Source organism: Arthrobacter sp. KNU-44, from assembly GCF_051843155.1.
Lineage (GTDB): Bacteria > Actinomycetota > Actinomycetes > Actinomycetales > Micrococcaceae > Arthrobacter.
Genome location: NZ_JBPXNG010000002.1, coordinates 2,668,968 through 2,685,564, shown reverse-complemented (window position 1 = coordinate 2,685,564; position 16,597 = coordinate 2,668,968). Strand labels below are relative to the sequence as shown.

General features: G+C 64.0%; 16 protein-coding genes. 9 read left to right on the top strand and 7 right to left on the bottom strand.

The features are described 5' to 3' along the window. Nucleotides 1-16: 16 nt before the first annotated feature. From ACSVHC_RS13590 to bcp, 6 genes are all read left to right on the top strand, one after another. Nucleotides 17-895: a 2-hydroxy-3-oxopropionate reductase gene (locus ACSVHC_RS13590; RefSeq protein WP_437771539.1), complete on the top strand. Its 879-nt coding sequence runs from the start codon at nt 17-19 to the stop codon at nt 893-895. 128 nt (nt 896-1,023) lie between these two features. Then, a complete protein-coding gene (gcl, locus tag ACSVHC_RS13585; protein ID WP_437771540.1) occupies nt 1,024-2,814 on the top strand; it encodes a glyoxylate carboligase in 1,791 nt (596 codons plus the stop codon). Between the two features lie 22 nt (nt 2,815-2,836). Further along, on the top strand, nt 2,837-4,075 hold the full coding sequence (locus ACSVHC_RS13580) for a glycerate kinase (protein ID WP_437771541.1): 1,239 nt from the start codon (nt 2,837-2,839) through the stop codon (nt 4,073-4,075). Next, nucleotides 4,068-5,429: an allantoinase AllB gene (gene allB / locus ACSVHC_RS13575; protein ID WP_284752969.1), complete on the top strand. Its 1,362-nt coding sequence runs from the start codon at nt 4,068-4,070 to the stop codon at nt 5,427-5,429. The genes ACSVHC_RS13580 and allB overlap by 8 nt, the downstream gene beginning before the upstream one ends. A gap of 9 nt (nt 5,430-5,438) precedes the next feature. Continuing rightward, nucleotides 5,439-6,137 carry a winged helix-turn-helix domain-containing protein gene (locus tag ACSVHC_RS13570; protein WP_437771542.1) on the top strand — a complete coding sequence of 233 codons (699 nt, stop codon included), beginning with the start codon at nt 5,439-5,441 and terminating at the stop codon, nt 6,135-6,137. Between the two features lie 68 nt (nt 6,138-6,205). Beyond that, nucleotides 6,206-6,673 (top strand): thioredoxin-dependent thiol peroxidase, encoded by a 468-nt coding sequence (gene bcp, locus ACSVHC_RS13565; protein ID WP_265978736.1) that lies wholly within the window; start codon nt 6,206-6,208, stop codon nt 6,671-6,673. Nucleotides 6,674-6,895: 222 nt separating this feature from the next. Here bcp and ACSVHC_RS13560 read toward each other — a convergent pair whose 3' ends face one another. Then, a complete protein-coding gene (locus ACSVHC_RS13560; RefSeq protein ID WP_439181013.1) occupies nt 6,896-7,990 on the bottom strand; it encodes a pyridoxal-phosphate-dependent aminotransferase family protein in 1,095 nt (364 codons plus the stop codon). A 345-nt stretch (nt 7,991-8,335) separates the two neighbouring features. Here ACSVHC_RS13560 and uraD point away from each other — a divergent pair, with 345 nt between their 5' ends. Next, complete coding sequence (gene uraD / locus ACSVHC_RS13555; protein ID WP_437771543.1) at nt 8,336-8,866, top strand: 2-oxo-4-hydroxy-4-carboxy-5-ureidoimidazoline decarboxylase; 531 nt, start codon at nt 8,336-8,338, stop codon at nt 8,864-8,866. Further along, the gene (uraH, locus tag ACSVHC_RS13550; RefSeq protein WP_437771544.1) at nt 8,863-9,204 is read left to right on the top strand and encodes a hydroxyisourate hydrolase; all 342 of its coding nucleotides are present in this window, start codon (nt 8,863-8,865) and stop codon (nt 9,202-9,204) included. The genes uraD and uraH overlap by 4 nt, the downstream gene beginning before the upstream one ends. A 77-nt stretch (nt 9,205-9,281) precedes the next feature. Here the strand turns inward: uraH and ACSVHC_RS13545 are convergent, their stop codons facing one another. From ACSVHC_RS13545 to ACSVHC_RS13520, 6 genes are read right to left on the bottom strand one after another with little or no spacing between them, the layout of a single operon-like run. Next, nucleotides 9,282-10,064, bottom strand: coding sequence for a 3-oxoacyl-ACP reductase (locus ACSVHC_RS13545; protein ID WP_234754369.1), 783 nt, complete (start codon nt 10,062-10,064; stop codon nt 9,282-9,284). Between the two features lie 43 nt (nt 10,065-10,107). Beyond that, on the bottom strand, nt 10,108-11,472 hold the full coding sequence (locus tag ACSVHC_RS13540) for an aldehyde dehydrogenase family protein (RefSeq protein ID WP_437771545.1): 1,365 nt from the start codon (nt 11,470-11,472) through the stop codon (nt 10,108-10,110). Continuing rightward, entirely contained in the window at nt 11,469-12,269 is an 801-nt protein-coding gene (locus tag ACSVHC_RS13535; RefSeq protein ID WP_437771546.1) for a gamma-glutamyl-gamma-aminobutyrate hydrolase family protein, read from the bottom strand. Before ACSVHC_RS13535 ends, ACSVHC_RS13540 begins: the two co-directional genes overlap by 4 nt. Nucleotides 12,270-12,274: 5 nt before the next feature. Next, nucleotides 12,275-13,687: a glutamine synthetase family protein gene (locus tag ACSVHC_RS13530; RefSeq protein WP_437771547.1), complete on the bottom strand. Its 1,413-nt coding sequence runs from the start codon at nt 13,685-13,687 to the stop codon at nt 12,275-12,277. Then, nucleotides 13,684-14,418, bottom strand: a complete 735-nt coding sequence (locus ACSVHC_RS13525; RefSeq protein WP_236813102.1) for a FadR/GntR family transcriptional regulator — start codon at nt 14,416-14,418, stop codon at nt 13,684-13,686. Before ACSVHC_RS13525 ends, ACSVHC_RS13530 begins: the two co-directional genes overlap by 4 nt. Before the next feature lie 58 nt (nt 14,419-14,476). Beyond that, a complete protein-coding gene (locus ACSVHC_RS13520) occupies nt 14,477-16,021 on the bottom strand; it encodes an amino acid permease (protein WP_437771548.1) in 1,545 nt (514 codons plus the stop codon). 136 nt (nt 16,022-16,157) lie between these two features. Between ACSVHC_RS13520 and ACSVHC_RS13515 the strand changes: the two genes are divergently transcribed. Then, the gene (locus ACSVHC_RS13515) at nt 16,158-16,556 is read left to right on the top strand and encodes a hypothetical protein (RefSeq protein ID WP_439181012.1); all 399 of its coding nucleotides are present in this window, start codon (nt 16,158-16,160) and stop codon (nt 16,554-16,556) included. The last annotated feature ends 41 nt before the right edge of the window (nt 16,557-16,597 follow it).

Genomic DNA, 16,597 nt, shown 5'->3' with positions numbered 1-16,597 from the left:
TTCAGTAAGGAAAATCATGAGCAACGTTGCAGTTATCGGACTCGGAATCATGGGCCTCCCCATGGCCATCAACCTTGTCAAGGCCGGCCACGCCGTCACCGGTTTCAACCGCAGCCAGGACAAGATCGACAAGCTCGTCTCCGAAGGCGGCAAGGGTGCCACGAGCATCGCGGATGCCGTCAAGGACGCCGACGTCGTCATCACCATGGTGCCGGATTCCCCCGACGTCGAAGGTGTCGTCAGCGGCCCCGACGGTGTCTTCGCCAACTCGAAGAAGGGCACTCTCTGGATCGACGCGAGCAGCATCCGCCCGGACGTTGCCGCCCGCCTCTCGGCAGACGCCGTCGCGGCCGGCATCCGCCCGCTCGACGCCCCGGTTTCCGGCGGCGAACAGGGTGCCATTGACGCCGTCCTGTCCATCATGGTCGGCGGAGACGCAGCCGACTTCGAAGCAGCACAGGATGTCCTCAACGCCGTCGGCAAGACCATCGTCCACGTCGGTCCCTCCGGCTCCGGCCAGACCGTCAAGGCAGCCAACCAGCTGATCGTGGCCGTCAACATCGAGGTCCTCGGCGAGGCTATCGCCTTCCTTGAGGCCTACGGCGTCGACACCGACGCAGCCCTCAAGGTCCTCGGCGGCGGCTTGGCCGGCTCCAAGGTCCTCGACCAGAAGGGCCAGAAGATGCTCGATCGCAACTTCGACCCCGGCTTCCGCTTGGCCCTCCACCACAAGGACCTCGGCATCGTCACTTCCGCAGCCCGCGAAGCCAACGTCGCAATCCCGCTCGGCGCCGCCGTCGCGCAGCTCGTCGCCGCCACTGTCAACCAGGGCGACGGCGGACTCGACCACTCCGGCCTCTTCAAGCAGGTCCTCCAGCTCAGCGGCCGCAACTAAAGCATCCCGGCGACAGGCCGGAAACAAGCAAAACCGGGCAACCGCCGTCGTTCTTCACGACGGCGGCTCGCTCAGTACATCCAAATTCAGCCCCGTAGCGGGCACCAAAAGCTTTCAAGGAGCACACCATGACGAAGATGCGCACTGTAGACGCAGCCGTCGCCATCTTGGCAAAGGAAGGCGCCATCGAGGCGTTCGGCCTGCCAGGCGCGGCAATCAACCCCTTCTATTCCGCGATGCGGGCACACGGCGGCATCCGCCACACCCTGGCCCGCCACGTTGAAGGCGCCAGCCATATGGCTGACGGCTACTCCCGTGCAGCGGACGGAAACATCGGTATCTGCATCGGCACCTCGGGCCCTGCAGGAACGGACATGATCACCGGCTTGTACGCAGCCTGGGCAGATTCCATCCCCATGCTCTGCATCACCGGCCAGGCCCCCGTTGCCAAGCTGCACAAGGAAGACTTCCAGGCCGTGGACATCGAGTCCATCGCCAAGCCGGTCACCAAGATGGCCATGACCATCCTGGAACCGGGCCAGGTCCCGGGCGCCTTCCAGAAGGCGTTCCAGCTCATGCGCTCCGGCCGTCCGGGCCCGGTCCTGCTGGACCTGCCGTTCGACGTGCAGATGGCAGAGATCGAGTTCGACATCGACGCCTACGAGCCCATCGCCGTCGAAAAGCCGAAGGCCAGCCGCAAGCAGCTGGAAAAGGCACTTGACATGCTCACCGCAGCCGAGCGGCCGCTGATCGTCGCCGGTGGCGGCATCATCAACGCCGGCGCCTCCGCGCAGTTGGTTGAGCTGGCCGAACTGCTGAACGTTCCGGTCATCCCCACCCTGATGGGCTGGGGCACCATCCCCGACGACCACGTGCTGATGGCCGGCATGGTGGGCCTGCAGACCTCGCACCGCTACGGCAACGAGACCATGCTGGCCTCCGACTTCGTCATCGGCATCGGCAACCGCTGGGCCAACCGCCACACCGGCGGGCTGGACACCTACACCGCCGGCCGCAAGTTCGTGCACATCGACATCGAGCCCACGCAGATCGGCCGCGTGTTCTCGCCGGACTTCGGCATCGCGTCCGACGCCGGTGCGGCGCTGGACGGGCTGATCGAGCTGGCCCGCGAGCGCCAGGCAGCAAAGTCCCTGCCGGACTACTCCGCCTGGGTCGCCGAGTGCACCGCACGCAAGGGTTCCCTGCAGCGCAAGACCCACTTCGAAAACGTGCCGATCAAGCCGCAGCGCGTGTACGAAGAGATGAACAAGGCCTTCGGCAAGGACACCACCTATGTGTCCACCATCGGCCTGTCGCAGATCGCCGGCGCACAGCTGCTGCACGTTTTCGGCCCGCGCAAGTGGATCAACGCCGGCCAGGCCGGCCCCTTGGGCTGGACATGCCCCGCAGCCTTGGGCGTGGTCCGCGGCAAGCCGGACGAAACCGTTGTTGCCTTGTCCGGTGACTACGACTTCCAGTTCATGATCGAAGAACTGGCCGTGGGCGCTCAGTTCAACCTGCCGTACATCCACGTGGTGGTGAACAACTCGTACCTGGGCCTGATCCGCCAGTCGCAGCGCGGCTTCAACATGGAACAGAACGTGTCCCTGGCGTTCGAGAACATCAACAGCACTGATCTCTCTGCAACGGCAGCGGGCTACGGCGTGGACCATGTCAAGGTTACTGAAGGCCTCGGCTGCAAGGCCATCCGCGTGGAGAACCCCTCGGACCTGCCCGCCGCGTTCGACAAGGCCAAGGCACTCATGGACGAGTTCAAGGTTCCCGTCGTGGTTGAAGTGATCCTGGAAAAGGTCACCAACATCTCCATGGGCGTTGAAATCAACGGGGTGAACGAGTTCGAAGAACTCGCCGAGCGCGGCGAAGACGCACCCACTGCGATCATCGCCCTGCTGGACTAGTAAGTACTGAAGGAGGTACGGAATGCGTGTGGTCATAGCCCCGGACAAGTTCAAGGGATCGCTGTCAGCCCCCGAGGTCGCCAGCCGCTTGAGCGCCGGACTGCGGGCAGGTTTCGCAGCCGGCCGCGCAGCGGCGAGTCTGCCAGCCGAGGCCTTTGAAACCACGCTCATTCCAGTGGCCGACGGCGGCGAAGGGACTCTCGACGCCGCCGTCGGCTCCGGCTTCACCCGCCGCAGCGCCACGGTCACGGGCCCCACGGGCGAGCCGATCACGGCCGAATTCGCAGTCCGCGGCGAGGAAGCCGTCATTGAAATGGCGGCGGCTTCAGGACTCGCGGTGCTGCCCGGCTTCGGCGACGGCAGCGCCCCGAATACCGAAACGGCCAAAAGCTCCACAAGCCTGGGCACGGGCGAACTCATCCGCGCGGCCCTGGACCTCGGCTGCCGGCACATCATCCTCGGCGTCGGCGGCAGTGCCAATACCGACGGCGGCGCCGGCGTGCTTCGAGGCCTCGGCGCGGTCCTCCTCGACGCCGACGGCAATGAGCTCCCCGGCGGCGGCGCAGCACTGGCCCACCTGGACCGGATCGACTTCTCGAACCTCGACGTCCGCTTGGAGGTCACCGAGTTCGTCCTGGCGTCCGACGTCGACAACCCCCTTTTGGGCCGCACCGGCGCCGCCGCGATCTTCGGACCGCAGAAGGGCGCGACGCCGGACGACGTCACCTCGCTCGACGCCGCCCTCGCCCATTTCGTCCAGGTCCTCGCCAGCGAGATCGGCTCCGAAGCCCAGGACGCGGCACAGGCACCGGGCGCAGGCGCGGCGGGCGGCGTCGGCTACATCGCCATCGCGGCGCTGGGCGCGGCACGCAGGCCGGGCATCGACGTCGTACTCGAATTCACTGAACTCGAGCAGCGGCTGGCGGGTGCGGACCTGGTGATCACCGGCGAAGGCAGCCTCGACGAACAGAGCCTGCTCGGCAAAACGCCCATGGGCGTGGCACGGGCGGCGGCGCGTTCGGGGATCCCTGTGATTGCCGTCTGCGGCCGCAGTACGCTGAGCCCGGAACAACTTTTGGAGTCCGGTTTCGAGTCGGTCCACGCATTGACCGAGCTCGAATCCAATGTAGAGAAATGCATAGCTGAAGCAGGGCCCCTGCTTGAAGAATTGGGTAAGCACATCGGCGTGCGCCTCGCTGAAAAATCGGCACCCACCCATGACGCAGCGCGAACCGAGACCAAGGAGCAACTCCATGTCTGAAGAAACCACCACAGCACACGGCCCGTTTGACCTGGTCATCCGAGGCCAGCGCATCCTCACCACCGCTGGCATCACCGCCCGCGAAGTCGGTGTCCGCAACGGCGTGATCGTCGCCATCGAGCCTTTGGGCAACGGTCTGCAGGGCGCCGAAGTCATCGAACTTGGCGACGATGAAACCCTCATTCCGGGCCTGGTCGACACCCACGTGCACGTCAACGAGCCCGGCCGCACCGAATGGGAAGGCTTCGCCTCCGCCACCCGCGCTGCGGCAGCCGGCGGCGTCACCACCATCATCGACATGCCGCTGAACTCCATCCCGCCCACCACCAACGTGGAAGGCCTCAAGCTCAAGCGCGAAGTGGCCGAGGACCAGGCGTTCGTGGACGTCGGATTCTGGGGCGGCGCCATCCCGGGAAACAAGAAGGACCTCCGCCCGCTGCACGACGAGGGCGTCTTCGGGTTCAAGTGCTTCCTGCTCCACTCCGGTGTGGACGAGTTCCCGCACCTGGACGCGGACGAGATGGAAGAGGACATGGCCGAGCTCAAGTCCTTCGACTCCCTCATGATCGTCCATGCCGAGGACTCCCACGCGATCGACCACGCACCCCACCCCGGCGGCGCACACTACTCAACGTTCCTTGCCTCCCGCCCCCGCGGCGCCGAGAACAAAGCCATCGCCGAGGTGATCGAACGCGCCCGCTGGACCGGTGCGCGTGCACACATCCTGCACCTCTCGTCGTCGGACGCGCTGCCCATGATCGCTTCGGCAAAGCGCGACGGCGTGCACCTGACCGTCGAGACCTGCCCGCACTACCTCACGCTCATGGCCGAGGAAATCCCCGACGGCGCCACCGCATACAAATGCTGCCCGCCCATCCGCGAGGCCTCCAACCGTGAGCTGCTGTGGCAAGGCCTGCAGGACGGCACCATCGACTGCATCGTCTCGGACCACTCCCCCTCGACGCTTGACCTCAAGGACCTGGAAAACGGCGACTTCGCCGTGGCCTGGGGCGGCGTCTCCTCGCTGCAGCTGGGGCTCTCACTGATCTGGACCGAAGCACGGCACCGCGGCATCTCCCTGGAGCAAGTGGTTTCCTGGATGTCCGAGAAGCCCGCAGCCCTGGCCCGCCTGCACAACAAAGGCCAGCTGGCGCTCGGCTACGACGCCGATTTCTCCATCTTCGCGCCTGACGACGCGTTCGTCGTCGACGTCAAGAAGCTCAAGCACAAGAACCCGATCACGCCGTACGACGGCAAGGCGCTCTCCGGCGTCGTACGCAAAACGTACCTGCGCGGTAGCGAGATCGACGGCCGGACGCCCAGCGGCAAGCTGATTCGCCGCGGCGGCGTGTAAGGCCAAGCCGTGGCCGTCAACGTCCATGCCCCGTACGGGCAACTGCCCGCACGGCTCAACGCCTCGCGGCACCAGCCCGCCGCCCGGCCTTCCGCGCTTCGGCCCGGGCTGGTTCGGCCCGGGATGCACCCGCGCGGACTCGCCGTGTGGGTACAGCCCGGCGAAGGCCGCGAGATCGATCCCGAGGTTTGGGCCCGGGCCGCTGAAGCGGTCCTGGCCCGGGCCCGCAAACTTGCTCCGGGGGCGGAAGTCCTCCTTTGGCCCGCCGCCGGAGCTGCAACGTCCGAGGCTTCCTCGGGTGCGTCCGTCGCCGCTGTGGCGGAAGCGCCCGACGCCGGAAGCCGCCCCGCCGCTGCCAACCCGCCGGTCTCCTTGGCCGGCCGACGCAGCACCGTGGCAGTGGACCTGGCCGCGAACACCGTCCTCCTGGATGGGGTCCCCGTCAGCTTCACGGCGATGGAACACAGCCTCCTCCGTTACCTCGTGGAAAACCTGTCCCGCCCCATCCCACGTGAAGAATTGCAACGCTTTCTGGAGTCACTTGACTGTCCCGGCGCGGCATTTCGGTCCATCGACGTGTATGTTGGACGCGTCCGGCGCAAGCTGGGCTCAGCCCGCCATGTCATCGCCACAGTGCGTGGAGGCGGCTACCAGTTCGTGCCCGGACCCGGCTCCACAGTCCGCGGACCTGCGGAATACTGCATCTAGGCAGCCCGTTACACCAATAGATTGATCGCCGGCCACGGCGGTTTGCCCGACAAGTCAAGGATCACAACATGACCCAAAAACTCCTCGCCGGAACCCAGGCCCCCGATTTCGCGCTGCTTAACTCCGAAGGCCAAAAGGTCTCCCTGTCCGATTACCGCGGACGCAACGTCATCGTGTACTTCTACCCTGAAGCCGCCACCCCGGGCTGCACCACTGAGGCCTGCGACTTCCGCGACAGCCTCTCCAGCCTGCAGTCCTCCGGATACGAAGTCCTGGGCATCTCCCCCGACGCCCCAGAAAAGATCGCACGCTTCGCCGGCGACTTCTCCCTGACCTTCCCGCTCCTCTCCGACGAAGACCACGCCGTGGCGCTGGCTTATGGTGCCTGGGGCGAGAAGCTCGTGAACGGCGAAGTAGTAGACGGCCTGGTCCGCTCCACCGTAGTGCTCGACGGCGAAGGCAAGGTCAGGCTGACCCAGTACCAGGTCAAGGCTCAGGGCCACGTAGCAGCCCTCAAGGCCGAGCTCGGCCTGTAACGCCCGCTCACATATGTGGCCTTCCGGGCCGACGCGCGCTCACATATGTGGCCTTCCGGGCCGACGCGCGCTCACATATGTGGCCTTCCGGGCCGACGCGCGCTCACAAACAAGGCCAAATGGTGGAATCCTCCTGCAGATCATGGTCGGCAGGAGGATTCGCTATTTTCCGGGCATGGGTGAGCGAACGTTTGGGATTTGGCCGCCATATGTGAGTGAGCGTCAGGCTTTGGCGACCGCTTCTTCCAGCGCGCCTAGGACGAGCTTGACCGATGCCCTGTTGGCATTTGGACCCATCATGCCGATCCGCCAAACGGTCGACGTAAACGCACCCGCACCGGAGCCGATTTCCATACTGAAGTTCTCCAGAAGGTAAGCGCGGACGGCGGCCGAGTCCACGCCGTCGGGCACTTTGACCGTGGTGAGGCTCGGCAATCGCGAGCCTTCGGCGGCAAACAGCTCGAGCCCCATCGCTTCGAGGCCGTCGCGCAACTCGGCCCCGGCTGCACGGTGCCGCGCTTGAACAGCCGCGAGCCCCTCGGTCAGGATGCGGTCCAGTCCGGCCTCCAGCCCGGCGATCATGGTCACCGGCGCAGTGTGGTGATACGTCCGGCTGCCGCTCGCCGCGCCAACATACCCGCCCAGAAGGCCGATATCCAGGTACCACGAACGCGGTTCCCTGATGCGCCGCTCGAACGCGCGCTCGGACACCGTGAAGGGGGACAAGCCGGGGGGCGCTCCCAAACACTTCTGCGTCCCGGCGTACCCGACGTCGATCCCCCAGTCGTCAGCCAGGAGTTCCAACCCGCCGATGGACGTCACCGCGTCCACGATCAGAAGCGCGTCGCCTTTGCCTGCGCCAAGGGGCGCGACGTCGGACAGGACACCTGTCGAGGTTTCGGCATGGACGGCGGCAATCACTTTGGGGTGCGGATGCGCGGCGAGGACCCGCTCCGCGTCCACGGGCTGACCCCATTCATGGTCGACGCGCACCACTGTGGCGCCGCATCGCCGGGCAACCTCACACATCCGCTCCCCGAAAAGCCCGTTGACGGCGATTACTGCCACATCGCCGTCGGACACCGTGTTAACGAATGCAGCCTCCATGCCGCCGGAACCAGTGGCACTTAACGGTAGGGTGCGGGCATTCCGGGTCCCCCACACCGTCCGGAGCCCAGCGCAGGTCCGGTCCAGGCGCTCGATGAACACCGGATCCAGATGCCCGATCACCGGGAACGCCAACGCGGCGGTCACTTCCGGATAGCAATTGCTGGGACCCGGTCCGAAGAGATACCGGGACGTCAGGACCTCTGGCATGGCGGAACTCCTTTGGCTCGTTGCTGACATTGTCCACCAGACGGCAAAAGTGAGCGAGCGTTTCGGGAAAGGGCGGCAAAAGTGAGCGAGCGTCGGGGAAAATAGCCACATACGTGAGCGAGCGTCCCAGGGCGGGCAGGGCAGAGGGCGGGCGGAGGACCAGGGTGCGGTATTCTCTTGACACCGCGGCAGTCATTGGATTCACTATTACGTATGCTGAAATAACAGTTCCATGATGTGGAAGGCCTGACGTGCAGAGGCACGCAGGTCCATCCGGTAGGAATCGCCGGAGTTCCGCATAGCCAACACCATGGATGCCAGCACTCGCACGAGGAATGAACAAGCATGCAGCTTGAAGTATTCAACAGCGTGGACCGTGCGGACGCAATCGACGTCCTCCGCCCATGCCTCGACATCCAGCGTTGGGTGGAGCACGTCGCCGATGCGCGCCCCTTCAGCGGCTTGGACTCCTTGCTCGACTTCGCCCGGGAAACCGCCGAGCCGTTCACGTCCGACGAAGTGGCCGCTGCGATGGCCCACCACCCGCGGATCGGCGAACGGCCCAAGGCCCAGACCACCGAAGCCGCGATGTCCCGCTCCGAACAGGCCGGCGTCGACCCCGGCGATGACGGCGTCGTCACCGCTTTGGCCGAAGGCAACCGAGAGTACGAGGCCAAGTTCGGCCGCGTGTTCCTCATCCGCGCTGCGGGCCGGACAGCCAACGAAATCCTGGCCTCCCTCCAAGAGCGACTGAACCACACCGCTGAAGAAGAAGACGTCATCGTGGCGGGCCAGTTGCGCGAAATCGCGGTGCTGCGCCTTGCCGGCGTCATCAGCGAAGCCAGTGTCAGCAGCGAAGGAGTGCCCAACAAATGAGCGTTTCCCAGATAACCACCCACATCCTGGACACCGGTTCCGGGCGGCCGGCGGCCGGCGTCGCCGTCGTTCTCTCCGTGCGCGACGGCGAGAGCTGGAAGCACGTGGCCAGCGGCACCACCGACGCGGACGGCAGGATCAAGGACCTCGGCCCTGAGAAGGTCGACGGCGGCAGTTACCGCTTGAACTTCGCGACCGGTCCGTATTACAAGGCGCAGGGCGTGGACACCTTTTTCCCTGAAGTGGACTTGAGCTTCACGGTGTCCGACGCCGGAGAGCACTACCACGTGCCGCTCCTGCTCAGCCCCTTCGCGTTCTCCACGTACCGGGGCAGCTAGCTCAACCCATCGATTGCTCCGTAACTGCCGTTTTCAACCCCCATAAAGGCAGTTACGGAGCAATCGATGAGCTCCCCCTAGTCGATCGGGGTGACGTAGGCTCCCGAGATTCCGCCGTCAACCATGAAGGTCGAAGCGGTAATGAACGAGGCGTCGTCGCTCGCCAGGAAGGCGACCGCTGCGGCCAGTTCCTCAGGCTCTGCGAAGCGCCCCAAGGGCACGTGGACCAAGCGGCGCGCGGCCCGCTCCGGATCCGAGGCGAAGAGTTCCTTCAGCAACGGGGTGTTGACGGGCCCTGGGCACAGTGCGTTGATCCGCACACCCTTGCGGGCGAATTCGACGCCCAGCTCGCGGGTCATTGCCAGCACGCCGCCCTTGGAAGCGCTGTAGGAGATCTGCGAGGTTGCCGCGCCCATCACGGCCACGAAGGACGCGGTGTTGATGATCGAGCCCTTGCCCTGTTCCAACATGTACGGCAGCGCATACTTGCAGCAGTAATAGACGCTCGTCAGGTTGACCTCCTGGACCCGGCGCCAGGCTTCAATTCCGGTGTCCAAGATCGAAGCGTCGTCCGGCGGCGAAATACCGGCATTGTTGAAGGCGATATCCACGCTGCCGTAGTGGCTCTTTGCTGCGGCGAAGAGGTCGATGACTTCCTGCTCGTCAGTGACATTGACCTTCACGAAGATGCCATCGACGGCAGCCGCGGCTGCTTCTCCGGCTGCCGGATCTATATCGGCGATGACCACGTTGGCACCTTCCGAGGCGAAACGCTTTGCCGTTGCCAGGCCGATCCCGCTGCCGCCGCCGGTGATGACGGCCGTACGGTCCTTGAGGCGGTTTGAAATGAATTCGGTCATGGTGATCTCTCCTTGAATGATGGGGCTTCCAAAGTTGGTGGGTTCAGTGCGCGATGAAAACGTTCTTTACTTCGCTGAAGGAATCGAGCGCGTCAGGACCAAGTTCGCGGCCCAGGCCCGATTGCTTGAAGCCGCCGAACGGCGTCGAATACCGGACTGAAGAGTGCGAGTTCACCGAGAGGTTTCCGGCATCCACTCCGCGGGCCACGCGCAAGGCCCGGCCGATGTCTTGGGTCCAGATGGATCCGGAGAGGCCGTATTGGGTGTCATTGGCGATCCGTACGGCGTCCGCCTCGTCGTTGAAGGGAACGACGACGACGACGGGTCCGAAGATCTCCTCGCGCACCGCCGGGTCGTCAAAGGAGTCGGGGGCCAGGACTGTGGGCGGGAACCAGAAACCGGGCCCTTCCGGCACCTCCCCTTGGAAAGCGATGGGCGCGCCCGAGGGCACAAAGCCCGCGACGGTTTCCCTTTGCCGGGCGGAAATCAAGGGCCCCATGACGGTACTTTCGTCCGCCGGGTCGCCGACTTTGACAGCCCGAACGGCGGGTTCCAAGAGTTCAAGGAAGGCGTCGTAGGCCGATTTTTCCACCAGGATCCGGGATCTGGCACAGCAGTCCTGGCCGGCATTGTCGAACGCACCACCGGGAGCTGCGGCGGCAGCGGCCTGAAGGTCGGCGTCGGCGAACACGATGTTCGCGCTCTTGCCACCCAGCTCGAGCGTCACCCGCTTCACTTGATCAGCACAACCGGCCATGATCTGCTTGCCAACCCCGGTAGACCCGGTAAAGACGACCTTCCGCACTGCGGGGTGGGTCACGAAGCGCGCCCCCACCACCGAGCCCTTCCCCGGGATGATGGTCAGCACGCCGTCGGGCAGGCCGGCCTCGCGCGCCAGCTCACCGAGCCTCATGGCCGTCAGGGGCGTGAGTTCCGCAGGCTTGAGTACCACCGTGTTGCCGGCCGCGAGCGCCGGAGCGAAGCCCCACGCCGCGATCGGCATGGGAAAGTTCCACGGCACAATAATGCCGACAACGCCCAATGGCTCGTGGAACGTCACATCGAGGCCTCCCGCAACGGGTATCTGCTTCCCGAAATGCCGCTCCGGTGCCGCCGAGTAGTAACTAATGACGTCGCGCGCATTGCCCGCTTCCCAGCGGGCGTTGCCGACCGTGTGTCCCGCATTGCGGACTTCCAGTTGTGCGAGGTTCTCCAGATCGGCGTCGACGGCGGCCGCGAACCGGCGCAAGAGCAGTGCACGGTCCGACGGCGACACGTTCCGCCAGGCCTCAAAGGCGCCAGCCGCGCGGGCAATCAGCGCGTCGGTCTCGGCGAGGGATGCCAGTTCTACAGTTTGAAGGAATTCCTCGGTGGCCGGATTGATGATGTCAAAAGTTGTGGCACTCACGCCCAGCTCTTTTCTGTCGGTTTGAATTCCGTCGATGGGTCGAAGCGCTCAGCGTAAAGTTCGCCGTCCCGGTACTTTCTGGCGGCCTCAACGAATCCTTCAAAGAGGCGCAAGTCGGAACGATTTTGTTCAGGATGAAACTGAACGCCCAACACCCAACTTCCTTGGGTCGACTCGACGGCCTCGACCGTACCGTCCGCCGCGTACGCCGTAACGCAAAGCCCCCCGGCAACCCGGTCCAGAATCTGGTGGTGATAGACCGGTGCCGAGGCCCGCTCGCCTAGTTGTTCCGCGATGATGCTCCCTGGCCGGGTACCGAACTTGACCTCGCCGAAAACCCCCGAAGCGGGTTGGTAGTTGGCCTCGGGAAGCACGTCCGGCACATGCTGGATGAGGTTTCCGCCCAAGGCAACGTTCAGGATTTGCGCGCCGCGGCAGATTGCGAAGAGCGGAACCCCTTTCTCCAACGCGGCCAGCGTCAAAGCGATATCGTGCTCGTCCCGCGCGGGCTGGCTGCGGGTGCTCGGGTGAGGCTCGGCGTCGTAATTTCCGGGGTCGACGTCGCTGCCTCCCACCACAATCAGGCCGTCGACGAGGTCAAGTACGGAGGTATCCGTGCCGATGGGCGGCAGGAGCAGGGGTGTGCCGCCCGCTGCCACCACGGCCTCCAAATATGTTGCCGGCAGCACGGCTGCCCGCGCGTCCCAATCCCCCCATTTCGCGTCTTGCAGGTAGGTGGTCAGGGCGATCCGGGGCCGTCGGACTGGATCTGGTGCCGGCGTCTGATTCCGAGTCATCGCCCCTACAGCCTTTCAAACCCGCGGCGGAGCTCCCAGTCCGTGATGGCGGACTCAAAAGCTGCCAGTTCGACGTCGGCGTAGTTGACGTAGTGCCGCACCACTTCCTCACCGAAGACTTCCTTGGCGATCACGGAGCTGGCGAACAGATCCCGCGCTTCCCGCATCGTCGTCGGCACGGTGGGAGCGCCCGAGGTGTAGGCGTTGCCAAGGGTTGCCGGTTCGAGTTCGAGCTCATTTTCGATTCCGTAAAGCCCGCCGGCAAGCATGGCCGACAGCGCCAAGTACGGGTTGACGTCGCCACCGGGCAGCCGGTTTTCGAGCCGCGCACTCTGGCCATGGCCCACAAGGCGCACCGAGCAGGTGCGGTTGTCGAGGCCCCAGGCCACCGCCGTCGGGGCGAACGAGCCTTTGACGAACCGCTTGTAGGAGTTGATGTTGGGAGCGTAGAAGAGCGTGAATTCACGCATCGTGGCAAGCACTCCGGCGATGAAGTGATCGTAGGTTTTGGTGCGGGCGCCGGTGGCCTTATCCCAGAAAACCAGCTCATCGTCGAGTCCGCGAAGGGACAGGTGGATGTGGCAGGAGTTGCCCTCGCGCTCGTTGGGCTTGGCCATGAAGGTAATGGATTGGCCCATGTCATGGGCGATGTCCTTGGCCGCGGTCTTGTAGACGGAGTGGTTGTCCGCCGTGGTAACCACTTCGTCGTACTTGAAGGCGATCTCGTGTTGGCCGAAGTTGCATTCACCTTTCGCGGATTCCACCGTCATGCCGGCTGCGTACATCTCGTTCCGGATCCGGCGAAGCAGGGGTTCCACGCGACCGGATCCCAGGAGCGAGTAGTCCACGTTGTATTGGTTGGCAGGAGTGAGGTGCTTGTAGTCCAGGTCCCAGGCCTGCTCGTAGGAGTCGTTGTAGACGACAAACTCAAGCTCGGTGCCCGCAAGTGCCTTCCAGCCGCGCTCGGCCGCCTTGGCCGTCTGGCGCTTGAGCATGGCCCGGGGTGAAACAGAGACCGGAGTGCCGTCGGTCATGGACAGATCGCACTGGATCAGCGCACTTCCCTCGCGGTAGGGAAGGACACGGATGGTGTCCAAATCCATGTCGAAGAGCATGTCTCCATAGCCCTTTTCCCACGAGGAAATGTCATAGCCGTCCACAGTATTCATTTCGGTGTCCACGGCGAGGAGGTAGTTGCAGCCTTCCGTGCCGTGCTCCAGGACGGAATCAAGGAAGAATTGCGCGTGAAGGAGCTTGCCCTGAAGCCTGCCCTGCATGTCGGTGAAGCCGAGAATCACCGTGTCTATGGCGCCCTCACCAATCCGTGCCTTGAGTTGCTCAACGGTGAGCATACGGTCATTGCGAGGGTGAACGGTGGTATCCACGGTGTTCGAAATGTCGTTCATGATGCTGCTCATTTCAGTAGTCCCTTGAGTAGTGCGGCAGTGGACTCGCAGTGCAATTCCATGACGCTTCGGGCCGCTGCAGGCTCGCCGTCGAGGATGGCCTGCACTATCAATCGATGTTCCTGGTTTGAATGTTCGATATTCCGCTGCAGAAAGGGGATTTCCGCCAGGAATTCGTGGATCTTTGTCTGGATGGTGGTACTGGCTTTGTTGAGTTCGGACGATCCCGCGACAGCGGAGAACGCCAGGTGAAGGCGGGCGTCCGCTTGCCTGTATTCCACCGGTGAACCCGCGTTTTCGACCTCGGCCAACGAATCAGTCAGAAGCCGGCGCTGATCCTCGCTGAGCCGCATCGAGGCCGCCCGCTGGCAGGCCCCTGGTTCAATCACCGAACGGAAGATGAGGATGTCGCTGATTTCCTCCTGCCGATCCTTGTTGCCGAGACGCTCAGGCGGCCGCGCGTTGCCGACCGGTTCCACGATGGTTCCGCCGCCCCTCCCCCGGACGGTCGTGACGAAACCGGCTGCGCGCAGCGCGCTGATCGCTTCCCGCAACGTCGCCCGGGAGACCTGCATACGCTCGGCCAAGTCGCGCTCGGGCGGGAGTCGCTCACCGGTCTTGAAGATCCCCAACTGAATTGCCGATCCCAAGTGCTCGACACACGACTCGAAGGCCATATGTCCACGCGCGGGGAGCAAGACCGTCTCCAGTAGGGGGGATTCAATCGGTTCAACGAGGAACATGGCGACCTTCCTGGCTGGGAGGCCGCCGGCGAAGAACCGCCGGCGGCCCATGGTTGTGCTAGTTGAGCAGCTTATCCGCGTCGATCGTCAGATGCTCCTGTTCGGCACTCGTCATGAACGTCCGCCGCCCCGTGGTGTACCAAAGCACGGTGGCGAGAAGGAAGACGACCACGACGGCGATAGGCGCGTAGTTGAAGGTGTCGATGGTGATGTCTGCGACGGGCGGAAGGACGAAGAGGATCACAATGACGGCGACCCACACAATCGCTATCCAGTTGATGATGGGACTCCATTTCCCGAGGTGCCACGGGCCCGGTACGAAGTTCTTGTTGAGCCTGCGGAGCAACACCGGGGTGATATACGCGATGTAGAGACCAATGACGGCGACGCTCGTCACGGCAAAATACGCGGTTGTGTTGAACAGGGCGGGTGAGGCGAGCACAATCGCGCAGCCAACGCAGAGCCAGATGGAATTTGTGGGGGTGCCGCTCCGGGCGTTGACTCTTGCCCAGATGCGGGAGCCCGGAAGTGCATTGTCGCGGGAGAAAGCGTAAGTCATGCGTGAGTTGGCGGTCACTGACGCCATACCGCAGAAGAACTGTGCGCCCACCACGATGGCGAGCAGGAATTTCGCTACGCCAGGATTGCCGAGTGCATCCAGGAAAATTTGTGCCGGAGGCAAACCGGTTGGCGTGGCACCAAGGGTGGTCAGGCCGTCCTCTGAGCCGTCCGGGATCGCCGCGACGAGCGAGTAGAGCAGAATCCAGCCACCAATGATGGAGATGACCACGCTCATGACAATCCCCTTCGGGGCCGCGATGGCTGCGTTCTTGGTCTCTTCGGCAACGTGGGCCGAAGCATCGTAGCCGGTGTAGGTGTACTGCGACATGAGCAGGCCCATGAGGAAGACATACGGCCCGAAAGTGAAGCCGGTTTCGTTGTGCCACGCCGTCATTGTCCAGTCGAAGGACTGGTGGCTCGTGGGCATGATCCACAGCGCCGCCACGATAATCGCGACGCCCACAATGTGCCACCAGGCGGAGACATTGGACAGGAAGCTCACAATCTTGACGCCGAAACTGTTGAGTAGGGCGTGGATGATCATCAAGACGACGAACAGCGCGAACGTAGCGCCTGCGGTGGGCTCGACGCCGAAAGTCAGCGCCGCGAAAGCCATCATTGTTGTGGCGCAGCCAAAGTCGATTGCCGCGGTGACAGCCACCTCACCAAGGAAGTTGAACCAGCCGACATACCACGCCCAGGCCCGCTTATTGCGTTTGGCGAGCCTGCCGGCCCAGAAATAGAGGCCACCGGCCGTCGGGTATCGCGAACAAACCTCGGCCATGGAAAGAGCCACGCACAGGACCAGGAGGCCAACGATGGGCCAACCAACGTTGATGGCTGCCGGACCGCCGGACTTGAGCGCAATGCTGAAGGAGGTGATGCAGCCAGCCAAGATCGAAATGATGGAAAACGAGACTGCGAAGTTGGAGAAGCCGGACATGCCGCGATGTAGCTCTTGCTTGTAGCCAAGCTCGGCGAGGGCCGCAGCATCTGCGTCTTGCACAGCCTGCACCTTCGCTGCCGTAGAACGATCACTCATGATTATTCTCTTTCTAAACGGAAGGGGGGAACGGGCCGACACCGCTCGCATCGATAGTGACCCACTTCACATCAATCTGTCAATGGTCTGACTTCAGACCACAAACCAACCTCCTCGAAACGGTAGGCTGGAAGGCATGGTTTCTGAGGACTCGAACGTCGACGGCACGTCGCAAAGCGGCACGTCGCAAAGCGGCACGTCACACAACAGCACGGCACACAACGCCGCGGCCCCCAACGGCACCCCGGAACGCCGGGGGATCACGGTCCGCCGTGCGCCGAAGTTCGTTCCCTTCATGGGACTGGGCGCGGTGCTCGGCATCGTCGTTGCCGCGTTCGTTGCCTACGGGATCCCCGGCGACGAGAGTTTCGACACCGGGGCGGTCTTCGGGTTCTTCCTTGTGTCCTTTGCCGCTGGCGGCGTGCTTCTGGGTGCCATCGCGGCCCTCGTCCTCGACCAGGTCAGCGTGCGGCGCTCCCGGCGTGCCGTCGTCGAATCCGTACACGGCCCCACACAGGACGACGCCGAGGCATAGGATCCCGGTCACAAAGTCGCGTGAGGGAAAGTACCACGCCA

What these genes read in the sequence shown, in the direction of transcription:
- ACSVHC_RS13545 (WP_234754369.1), bottom strand. Translation starts at nt 10,064, where the DNA reads ATGACCGAATTCATTTCAAACCGCCTCAAGGACCGTACGGCCGTCATC.
- gcl (WP_437771540.1), top strand. Translation starts at nt 1,024, where the DNA reads ATGACGAAGATGCGCACTGTAGACGCAGCCGTCGCCATCTTGGCAAAG.
- ACSVHC_RS13560 (WP_439181013.1), bottom strand. Translation starts at nt 7,990, where the DNA reads ATGCCAGAGGTCCTGACGTCCCGGTATCTCTTCGGACCGGGTCCCAGC.
- ACSVHC_RS13535 (WP_437771546.1), bottom strand. Translation starts at nt 12,269, where the DNA reads ATGACTCGGAATCAGACGCCGGCACCAGATCCAGTCCGACGGCCCCGG.
- ACSVHC_RS13590 (WP_437771539.1), top strand. Translation starts at nt 17, where the DNA reads ATGAGCAACGTTGCAGTTATCGGACTCGGAATCATGGGCCTCCCCATG.
- uraD (WP_437771543.1), top strand. Translation starts at nt 8,336, where the DNA reads ATGCAGCTTGAAGTATTCAACAGCGTGGACCGTGCGGACGCAATCGAC.
- bcp (WP_265978736.1), top strand. Translation starts at nt 6,206, where the DNA reads ATGACCCAAAAACTCCTCGCCGGAACCCAGGCCCCCGATTTCGCGCTG.
- ACSVHC_RS13525 (WP_236813102.1), bottom strand. Translation starts at nt 14,418, where the DNA reads ATGTTCCTCGTTGAACCGATTGAATCCCCCCTACTGGAGACGGTCTTG.
- ACSVHC_RS13530 (WP_437771547.1), bottom strand. Translation starts at nt 13,687, where the DNA reads ATGAGCAGCATCATGAACGACATTTCGAACACCGTGGATACCACCGTT.
- ACSVHC_RS13515 (WP_439181012.1), top strand. Translation starts at nt 16,158, where the DNA reads ATGGTTTCTGAGGACTCGAACGTCGACGGCACGTCGCAAAGCGGCACG.
- allB (WP_284752969.1), top strand. Translation starts at nt 4,068, where the DNA reads ATGTCTGAAGAAACCACCACAGCACACGGCCCGTTTGACCTGGTCATC.
- uraH (WP_437771544.1), top strand. Translation starts at nt 8,863, where the DNA reads ATGAGCGTTTCCCAGATAACCACCCACATCCTGGACACCGGTTCCGGG.
- ACSVHC_RS13580 (WP_437771541.1), top strand. Translation starts at nt 2,837, where the DNA reads ATGCGTGTGGTCATAGCCCCGGACAAGTTCAAGGGATCGCTGTCAGCC.
- ACSVHC_RS13520 (WP_437771548.1), bottom strand. Translation starts at nt 16,021, where the DNA reads ATGAGTGATCGTTCTACGGCAGCGAAGGTGCAGGCTGTGCAAGACGCA.